Genomic DNA, 8,597 nt, shown 5'->3' with positions numbered 1-8,597 from the left:
GAGAACTACGAGGCTGGGCTCTTTCTTCGAGGCTCGATCATGTGGGTGAAGGTCCTCACCTGAACCACATGATCCGAACCCCAAACAGCTCCTAGTGCCTGTCTTTGAACCTAAAGATCAAGTAGTGGCGCTGTAGCGTCGCCGGTTCTTCTCACTCCGCCGGAGTTCGGCGACTGTGTTGATGTGGCTGGACCTGCGAATACGCAGCGCGTGTGCCCGGCCTGTGGCCGAGAGTTGCCGACGCGTTGTCGGGTGGACGCGGTGTACTGCTCGCCGGCGTGCCGGAGCAGGCGGTGGAGGTGGGTGCGGCGCAGCCGAACGGTTGTGGCGATCTTGCAATCGGGGTCTGCACAGGGCTGGGTGGTGTGTCCGCAGTGCGGGACGGCGTGGGTGGCGGGCACCGAGCATCAGTCGGGCGCGATCTACTGCAGCCCGAGATGCCGGACGAGGGCATGGGCAGCGTCAAAGCCGTTCGTGACGCCGTCACCGTGACGGCGTCACGAACGGCTCATGAAGTGATCTTCCGCCCACTCTGACCTGCGGGGAAGTGCTTTGTGTCTACCTATTGTCGCTTTGCGTTATCGAGTGAACACTGCCGACTGTCAGCATTCGAGCGCAGATCGTCACCAAGCAGAGGAGCACGTTCAATGGACATCACTTCCCCGTTAACGCCCGTCTCGCCGCAGCAGGACAAGATCCAGGACAAGGTCGGCAAAGTCAGCCTGGCCCGCTATCAGGAGCTGGTGGCGCGCCTGCTGCAGCTCAGCGACGAGCATCTGCGCGCCCAGTTCGAGACCGGCGACGCGGCCTTGGAGATCGCGCCGATGCAGCAGGTCGGCGGCTCTCATCCGGCGGAGGAGCCGTTCACGGTGGAGGCCTGCCTGCAGCGGCTGTCCGACGACACCCGCATCCCGGTGGCGACCTTGGAGCGGCGTCGCTGGGTGGCTTCGCGCTGGCCGGCCGAACGTCGGCGGGACGGGGTGCCGTATGTGGTGTATTCGATCTTGGCCAGGCATCGCCGACGATGGGGCCCGCTGGGCCCAGCTCGACGAACCGCCGCTGAACGAGCGCACCGGCCGCCGGGAGTGGACCCAGGACGGCGCCAAGCGGATCGTCGGCCAGAAGGTCGGACACCCGGTCACCGCGACCGAGAAGGTCAAGGCGATCCATGACATGGCCACCGATGAACAGGTCGCGGCCCGGGCGGTCACCGACCTGCTGCGCCGGCCGGAGATCGCCTTCCAGGCGATGGGCGATGAGGTGGCCAAGCACCTGGTCAACCGGGCCCAGATCGACCGCTCGATGCAGGCGGCCCAGGTGCACCGCCGGCCCGCCGAACCGGCCCTGCGGCGGGTGCAGCAAAGCAGCGAGTTCTTGAGCCTGATCGCGGCGTGCTCGGCGTTCGTGGCCGCCATCGGACGCACCATGCCGACGCTGCGCGGCCACACCTTCACCGACTCCGAACGCCAGGTGGTCCACACCCAGCTGGCCAAGGTGCGCGCGACCGCGGACTGGCTGGAGAGCGCGGTCGAAACCGGCAACCTGAGCCTGGACGACGCCCTGGCCGACCTGCTGCGCGGCGACTGAGCCGGGCCAGAAAGGCGGGTGGAGGCACGGGTGAGGTCATGCCCAGCAACAGCAGCAAGCGCGCCAGCGGGCGGCTTTCGGCGAACGTCTGCGGGGAACAGGTACGCATCGCGCTGATGGAGGCCCGGCCGGCCGGGCTGACCCTGGCCCAGCTCGTCATCGCGACGGGCCTGTCGCCCTACTACGTCCGCAAGGGCCTGAACTACATCAAGGACACCGCGGCGCTGGAGCACCTGACACCCATCACCTGGACGGCTACCGCTTTCCGGTGCACGTCGAGGATTGGATCTCCTACGAGTTAGCCCAGATCGAAAGCCTGTTCAACCGGATGAGCCGGATCATCACCTCCACCATCGCCCCGCACGCCACCGCCCACCCGGACGACGCCTTCGCCCAGCTCGCCCTGGAACACGTCTCAGGGATGAAGGCCGGGCTTGCGATGATCGCGATGGCCGGCGCCGCCCGCCGGCGCTGAGCAAGGGCCCGCGTTCTGATGCGCCGCAAGCGCTATCCCTCCGACACCAGCGCCGCCGAGTGGGAGCTGATCGAGCCGCTCCTGCTCCCGCCGGCCTGCCAGACCCGGTGCGGGGGCCGCCCCGAGGCCCATCCGCGCCGGGAGATCGTCGACGCGATCCGCTACGTCGTCGACAACGGCTGCAAATGGCGGGCGCTGCCCGCCGACTTCCCACCCTGGCCCACCGACTATGGGTTCTTCGCCCGCTGGGCCGCCACCGGCGTGCTCAGCCACATCAACACCGCGCTGCGCGAGCAACTCCGGGCCAACGCCGGCCGTTGTCGCGCCGCGGTGAAGGCCGCCGAGACCGCCGCCAAGCCCACCCGCGGCTACGACGCGGCCAAGAAGATCAACGGCCGCAAGCGGCACCTGGTCGTCGACACCCGCGGTCTGCTGATGATGGTCATGGTCACCCCCGCCAACCTGTCCGACCGCGACACTGCCCGTGACCTGCTGGTGCGGTTGCGTCTGCTGCATCCTCAGCTCACCCTGGTCTGGGCCGATTCGGCCTACTCCGGCGCTCTGGTGGACTGGGCCAGACGAGTTCTGCGCCTGACCCTCAAGATCGTGAACCGGCCGCCCGGGCAGAAGGGCTTCATCGTCCTGCCGCGCCGCTGGGTCGTGGAACGCAGCATCTCGTGGATCATGCGCGCCCGGCGCAACTGCCGCGACTACGAACGTCTGGCCCGCCACGCCGAAGCGCACATCCTCTGGACCTCGATCACCCTCATGACCCGACGTCTCACCCGCAAGCGGCCCCGCCGCACCATGCCTCTGGCCGCCGCAGCGTGACGCGTAGCCGTCACCAACGCCCTCACCTGCCGCCCTGATGTGACGGCTACGCGTCACGATCGCCAGCCGGGTCCCCGGCGTCGCTGCCGCGCCGCGACCGCCAGGCCCTCGTCCGGCACCGCGCCGAGCAATGGACCGCGTCCGCCCGGCGCTTCACCCCCGCCCACACCACCACGCCACAGCCCGGGCACCGGGTCCACGCCGCGATTCTCGCCTGCCGCGTCGACAGCGACTCCAACAGCACCGCAGCCTCGGCGGAGATGACCACGGCCGCCAGCGCCTCACGACGCGCAGCTCGCTCACGTAACCGACGCGCCTTCGAGCGGCACGCATCCGAGCAGTATCGCCGCAGTCCCGACGCCTCCGCAGGCAGCCGAGCACGACACACCACGCACCGCCGCGCAGCACCCACAAGCGGAATGTCCCCCACTCCCCCATGAACTATCCAAGCGGCGCCACACGGCTGAGGTCTTTTCGAGTTTCCCGCCCCTGCTGAAGCGGATCTTGAAGATCGCCGGCCTGCGCACCGCGTTCAAGGTTGAAGCCTCGATGGAGAAGCCTATCCAGGCAATGCAGGCATCTCCCCAGCCTGACGCTCCCGGAGGCGCTGACCCATCCGATTGATCAGCACGGCGACAACCGCAACACCACGACCCCCGTCACTTCATGCTGCCGGGAATTGTCAGGTGACACCCGATCTGGCCACGACATCCGCTGAGGGCCAAGAGTCACACGCGCAGCTCAGGCTGGAAGCCGGTCCAGCGCAGTTCGGGGGGCAGGTGCCCCATGTCGTTGTAGAAGAGGACCGATGCGGGACGGTCGGGTGCGTACCGGATGACAGTCAGGGCGGCGTTGCCGTGGTTGAGTCCGAGCCAGCGCCACTGCGGCGCGTCGAGGGCGGCACGGACGAGCCAGCCGATGAGGAAATTGTGCGTGACCACCAGTTCGTGGCGGGTTCCCTGCGCCGCCGGACCCGTGAACGTACGCAGGGCGCGTGCGGCGAGATCGTCGCCCTCGTCGGCGGGGAACTGCTCCAGGAAGCTCAGATAACGGTCGGCGTGCTCCGGCGGCAGCTCATCTTTGTCCGGCCGGTAGGGGACGTAGTCACCGGCAGCCTCGGACTGCACCAGGGGGATGCCGGGAAGATGCTCGCCGATCAGGCGAGCGGTCTGCGTCGTCCGGGAGAGCGGACCGTGATGGATCTCGGAAAGAGGGACGTCGCGGAGCCGCTCGCCGAGCAATGCGGCCTGACGGCTGCCGTTCTCGGTGAGGGCCTGTTCGTCCGGAGTGGCCTCGCCGTGGCGCGTGAGGTACAGGAAACGGGTCATGATTGCGCCCATTATTCCGGTGAAATCATCAAGCCGGCACCTAGCCCCTCCACTGGCACTGACCACATCTCTGGCCACTTTGGATGGCACGCGGCTACATATCACGACACCTGACCGGCTATTCCACACCTCGGCTCTCACGATGCTGGCGACCGACGGTGACCGCCTTCAAGATCCAGTCGGGAGTTCAAAGACAGGCACTAAGACCGAGACCGAGGGCGCCGAGCTGGTTCTCCATGCCGCGCTCGTAGGCTCGGCGGAGCTGGCCGAGGTTGCCGAAGAAGACGCGGCGGGCGAGCTGGTGGCGGGACTCGCCGGCGTTGAGCTGGGCGCCAATCATCCGCCGGTAGGACTCGACATGGATGATCTGGAGCAGGTGGAGGGTCTTGAAGATCCGGCCGTAGGCGGCGAACGCGTTCCCCAGGCCGGTGAGGCGTCCGTCCGCGGTCATCATCTTGATCAGGTCGTAGGCGCGAACCTTGTTCGTCGACAGGGATCCGGCGACCCGGACCATGTCATCCCAGTGCTCGAGGATCGCCGGAACCGACACCCGCCGCAGCTGCAGCTCGTTGAACGCGCCCCACCCGTTGGAGCCGCGATGGTCACGGGTGATCTCCCCGCGCAGCATCGCGACGTCGACCCACCACATCTGGGTGTCGGTGATGTCGGCGTGGCGCGGCGCGAACTGGTAGCCGCAGATCGCGAACATGCCGTAGACGAGGTCACTGTAGGAGCCGGTGTCGGTGGTGACGATGTCGGGCGGTTCGGTGGCGTCCAGGCGGTGGATGGCGTCCAGGATGTACATCGAGTCCCGCATCGTCCCCGGCACCACCAGCCCGCCGAGCCCCATCTCCTTGTCCGACACGGTGTTCAGCCAGGTCGTGCCGCGCGGCCGCTTTCCGATCCCGAAGTACAGCGGTGAAGGCCGCGCATACAGGGAGCGGACCGGGACGACGAAGCGCAGCCCGTCGGTGGAGGCGACCAGGCCGCCGCCCCAGTCGGTGGTGATGTCGATGCCAGCCTGCTTGGTGACCAGGATCGCCGAGGCCTTCCCGATGCCCTCGCCGTGGAAGTAGCCCTTCTCCACCCCGACCAGGCGGGTCTCACCCAACGCGGCGGTGCCCGGCTTGGCGACCGGTGTCAGCCCGATGTTGCACGAGCGCGCCACCAGCAGCGCCGCCAGGGAAAGGTCGAGGTCGTCGCGGCGGGCCAGCGAACCGGAGATGTGCGGCATCGCGTCCAGGAACCCCGGTGCGGGCGTTGACCTCCAGGATCAGCTCCGGATAGTCGATCCGCGGCAGCATGGCCGCGACCGCGTCATGAACGGTAGCGAACCCCTCGGGGTGCGGGGCGGCCTCCAGCCGCGCCAGCGATAGCTTCCCGCCCGAGATGCTGGCCGCGTCGTTCGACGCCAACCCAGCGCCGACCTGCCGATACGCCCCGTCCAGGATGTCGGCGAGGTCGGCCAGATGCTCGGCCGGGTCCGCCGGCAGGCCGAGCGCGGTCAGCACCGTGTCCCGCTCCCGCACCCATAACCGGGGTTCGATCAGATGGACGCGCGGGTCGGCCCACTTGTCGGATCCGACCGCGTACACGTCCCGCCGCCGCAGCGCCTCATGCAGCGACTCCAAAACGCAGAACACGTACGCGGGCCGGTCGATCGCCGGGGCCTCCCACTTCGGGTTGGCGAATACCAGCCGCCGCCACGACCCCGTCACCAGTGCCTCGAATCCCCGGATGTGCTCGACGCCCGGCTTGCGCGCCGCGATCACCTTCGGCAGGGCGCGCAGCGCCGCCAGCACCTCCGTGCCGGCCTCCGTGGCACCCCACGGGATCACGAAGGTCAGCGCCTCCACGAACGGCCGGACCGTGGCGTACCGGTCGACCAGCGACGCGCGCCATTCGGCGTCCCCGTCGTCATCGTCGCCCGGCGGCGGCGGCAGCTCGCGCACCGACTCCACCGCGGCCGCCAGCTCCTGGCGCGACACGACCGTCTCGACTGCGGCCATCATCTCCGCGACCGACGCTGGCGCCTGTCCCTCGGGCCGCTCCGCCAGGACGATCGCCCACGCCGCGGCCATCTTCGCCGCCGCGGTCTTCAGCCTGGGGAAGGTCTTCAGCTTCTCCTGGTTGCTCGCCCGCGCCGCCCCCGACAGCAGCTTCGTCGACATCAGCAGGTCGAACAGCAGCAGCGCATCGTCGACCGAGGTTCGCTCCAGTTGCCGGACCGTCGCCACCAGGGTGGCGACCCGCCGCTCGCCCTTCAAGTTTTTGATCTTCGGAGCCTTGGCGTGCAGCCCGTAAGACGCTAGCTCCGCCAGCTTCACCGGTGCCACCGCCGACAGGTCCACCGCGCCCGTCCCATACCCCAGCACATGGGAGGTGCGGTCCAGCGCGTCGACCATCCCCTTGCCGGTCAGCTTCACCACCGGGGGTGCGCATCCACTCCAGCGTCGAAACCCGCCTGCCGTCCGGCACCTCCAGCGTCCCGATCAACTCCCGCCGCGTGTGCAGCGGCGTCGGCGCCACCACCGCCACGTTGATCTCCTCCAAGCTGTCCCGCTGCACATCCCGGACCAACCGGGCCAGTGTCGTGATCCCCGGCAGCAGCACCCGCTTCTCGATCAGCTGGAGCACCGCCCGGTCGAACAGCTCCCGCCGTGAGTCCCGCGTCTTGGCCACCCGCGAGGCGACGAACGCGACAATCTCATCTTCGGCGTCGAGGAACTCACGGAACCCCAGCAGCTCCCGGATCTCCCCAGCGTGATCCCACCGGGTCTGAGCACGCTCAGCGTACTCCTTCATACACGACGGGTCATCGATCCCCAGCTGATCGGCGACGTAGTCGACGACCGACCACGGCACATCGACCGGGTCCTCCAGGAACGTCCCTAGCATCCGGACCGTCCCCCACTGCACCGCCCAGCCGAGCCGGTTGTGCCGCCGTCGTTTCTTCCCCGCTTCCCCAGCGCGGCCTCGTTCAGGAAGAAGAACCGCTCCAGCTCCTCTGGCGACGGATCCGCTACAAACGCCCCGTACCGGCGAACCTGCTCATCAGACAGGCACTCAACAGTCACAAACGGTGACGCTACGGACGCACTCGGGCGCTACCGCTCAGTACACCCAAACCGAGATCAACGATCACCGCCCGAGACCAGCACGCCCCCCCTGCTGACCTGCGGCTCGACCCTTAGCGTTGTTACCCGCCAGTAGAGTCCTCGCCCCCCAACACCCCGGACGACCGGCTTGGCGCTTGAATCGGGGGCGCGACTCGGTTTGATGGGCGAGAACACTCCCCTACCCGGCGCCGGTCTCAGCCGCCGCCTCTTCGCTCGACAGGAGGCGGTCGATGAGAGCCTTGAGCGTCTTGGCGTCGTCCGGGCCGAGCCGGTCCAGCAGGTGGCATCGGGTGGCCGTTTCCAGCGTCGGCAACGTCGTGTCGATGACGCGCCTGCCTGCCGGGCACAGCGTGACCTCCACCCCGTTCGGAACCTTGTCGCGGGCCACGTAGCCGCGGTCGGCCATCCGGGTCAGCAGGTGCGACAGCCGCGTCCGATCCCAGCCGAGGGTGGCGGCGAGGGCGTTCTGCCGCAGGCTGCCGCCGGACTCGTGCAGGCAGACCAGGACGCCCAGTTCGGGCTCGGAGACTCCGGACGCCGCCGTGGTTTCGGCGATGACGGCGGCGCGGACCAGCTCATGGGCGCGCTTCCACCGCAGCCACAGCTCGGTCGCCTCACCCGAGCCAAGTGTTGACATATCAACAGTCTACTTCCTAGTGTTCGTCCCGACCACATACTTCGATGTGCAAGGACTTCCCTGATGCTCGATCCTCGGCGACACTACGCCAGCCTGCGACTCGTGGCGCTACTCCCCCTCGTGCTGTTCCTCCCAGCCGTGATCGCCTTCTTCACCGACCCAGACGTCGCGTGGGGAGAATACCTGGGCGTCTTCTTCCACCTCTCGATCCTCTTTCTGGTCTCGCGCCTGGAGGCGGCGCCCTGGGCCAAAGCCGCAGGCTACGGCTGGGTGGCGCTCGACGTGCTCGCCGGCATCCTCATGATCAACGGGGTCGAGTACGACACGGCCTGGGCGGTCAGGCTCGGCGGCCACGTCCTCGCCGGGGTCTGGATCGTGGCGAGCTCCGTGGTCAGCCGTTCCTGGCCGGTCCGGGTGGTCGGCGTCGTCACCGGCGTCTGGCTCGCCGGCTACTCCTTCGTCGGCACGGTTCTCGCCGAGGAGTTCCTGCGCCCGGCCGGGATCATGATCCTGGTCTGGTTCGGCCTCCTGGCGATCTTCCACCGCGACGAGCCCACGCACCTGGCGGCACCGGCCGGCCCGGCGCCGGCCTGACGCGCGGCACGCCCATGGTCCGGCGA

The 8,597-nt window shown here is 68.4% G+C and carries 9 protein-coding genes and 2 pseudogenes; 6 read left to right on the top strand and 5 right to left on the bottom strand.

Going from position 1 to position 8,597, the window contains the following annotated elements:
- Window positions 1-647 precede the first annotated feature (647 nt).
- The 5 genes and pseudogenes from AB0J53_RS28955 to AB0J53_RS28935 form a co-directional block, all read left to right on the top strand.
- Entirely contained in the window at window positions 648-1,172 is a 525-nt protein-coding gene (locus tag AB0J53_RS28955) for a hypothetical protein (protein ID WP_364178184.1), read from the top strand.
- Complete coding sequence (locus tag AB0J53_RS28950; RefSeq protein WP_364178181.1) at window positions 1,060-1,587, top strand: DUF6192 family protein; 528 nt, start codon at window positions 1,060-1,062, stop codon at window positions 1,585-1,587. The genes AB0J53_RS28955 and AB0J53_RS28950 overlap by 113 nt, the downstream gene beginning before the upstream one ends.
- Window positions 1,588-1,625: 38 nt before the next feature.
- On the top strand, window positions 1,626-1,889 hold the full coding sequence (locus AB0J53_RS28945; RefSeq protein ID WP_364178169.1) for a hypothetical protein: 264 nt from the start codon (window positions 1,626-1,628) through the stop codon (window positions 1,887-1,889).
- Window positions 1,856-2,062: a hypothetical protein gene (locus AB0J53_RS28940; protein WP_364178166.1), complete on the top strand. Its 207-nt coding sequence runs from the start codon at window positions 1,856-1,858 to the stop codon at window positions 2,060-2,062. The genes AB0J53_RS28945 and AB0J53_RS28940 overlap by 34 nt, the downstream gene beginning before the upstream one ends.
- A gap of 18 nt (window positions 2,063-2,080) precedes the next feature.
- A pseudogene (locus AB0J53_RS28935) lies at window positions 2,081-2,890 on the top strand (IS5 family transposase); the annotation flags it as partial.
- 731 nt (window positions 2,891-3,621) lie between these two features.
- Here the strand turns inward: AB0J53_RS28935 and AB0J53_RS28930 are convergent.
- The 5 genes and pseudogenes from AB0J53_RS28930 to AB0J53_RS28910 all read right to left on the bottom strand — a co-directional run bounded on the left by AB0J53_RS28930 (window position 3,622) and on the right by AB0J53_RS28910 (window position 7,977).
- Window positions 3,622-4,221, bottom strand: a complete 600-nt coding sequence (locus tag AB0J53_RS28930; protein WP_364178163.1) for a histidine phosphatase family protein — start codon at window positions 4,219-4,221, stop codon at window positions 3,622-3,624.
- A gap of 187 nt (window positions 4,222-4,408) precedes the next feature.
- Window positions 4,409-5,434 (bottom strand): Tn3 family transposase, encoded by a 1,026-nt coding sequence (locus tag AB0J53_RS28925; protein ID WP_364178178.1) that lies wholly within the window; start codon window positions 5,432-5,434, stop codon window positions 4,409-4,411.
- A complete protein-coding gene (locus tag AB0J53_RS28920; RefSeq protein WP_364178160.1) occupies window positions 5,325-6,650 on the bottom strand; it encodes a hypothetical protein in 1,326 nt (441 codons plus the stop codon). The genes AB0J53_RS28925 and AB0J53_RS28920 overlap by 110 nt, the downstream gene beginning before the upstream one ends.
- Before the next feature lie 151 nt (window positions 6,651-6,801).
- Window positions 6,802-7,167 (bottom strand): annotated as a pseudogene (locus AB0J53_RS28915) (DUF4158 domain-containing protein); the annotation flags it as partial.
- 351 nt (window positions 7,168-7,518) lie between these two features.
- On the bottom strand, window positions 7,519-7,977 hold the full coding sequence (locus AB0J53_RS28910) for a MarR family winged helix-turn-helix transcriptional regulator (protein WP_364178157.1): 459 nt from the start codon (window positions 7,975-7,977) through the stop codon (window positions 7,519-7,521).
- 102 nt (window positions 7,978-8,079) lie between these two features.
- Between AB0J53_RS28910 and AB0J53_RS28905 the strand changes: the two genes are divergently transcribed.
- On the top strand, window positions 8,080-8,571 hold the full coding sequence (locus tag AB0J53_RS28905; protein ID WP_364178154.1) for a hypothetical protein: 492 nt from the start codon (window positions 8,080-8,082) through the stop codon (window positions 8,569-8,571).
- Window positions 8,572-8,597 lie beyond the last annotated feature (26 nt).

Source organism: Nonomuraea sp. NPDC049725 (assembly GCF_040674795.1).
GTDB classification, from domain to species: Bacteria; Actinomycetota; Actinomycetes; order Streptosporangiales; family Streptosporangiaceae; genus Nonomuraea; species Nonomuraea ceibae.
The sequence above is the reverse complement of the archived record's forward strand: the minus strand, read 5'-3'. Positions and strand labels throughout refer to the sequence as shown.

What these genes read in the sequence shown, in the direction of transcription:
- AB0J53_RS28955 (WP_364178184.1), top strand. Translation starts at nt 648, where the DNA reads ATGGACATCACTTCCCCGTTAACGCCCGTCTCGCCGCAGCAGGACAAG.
- AB0J53_RS28945 (WP_364178169.1), top strand. Translation starts at nt 1,626, where the DNA reads ATGCCCAGCAACAGCAGCAAGCGCGCCAGCGGGCGGCTTTCGGCGAAC.
- AB0J53_RS28930 (WP_364178163.1), bottom strand. Translation starts at nt 4,221, where the DNA reads ATGACCCGTTTCCTGTACCTCACGCGCCACGGCGAGGCCACTCCGGAC.
- AB0J53_RS28910 (WP_364178157.1), bottom strand. Translation starts at nt 7,977, where the DNA reads ATGTCAACACTTGGCTCGGGTGAGGCGACCGAGCTGTGGCTGCGGTGG.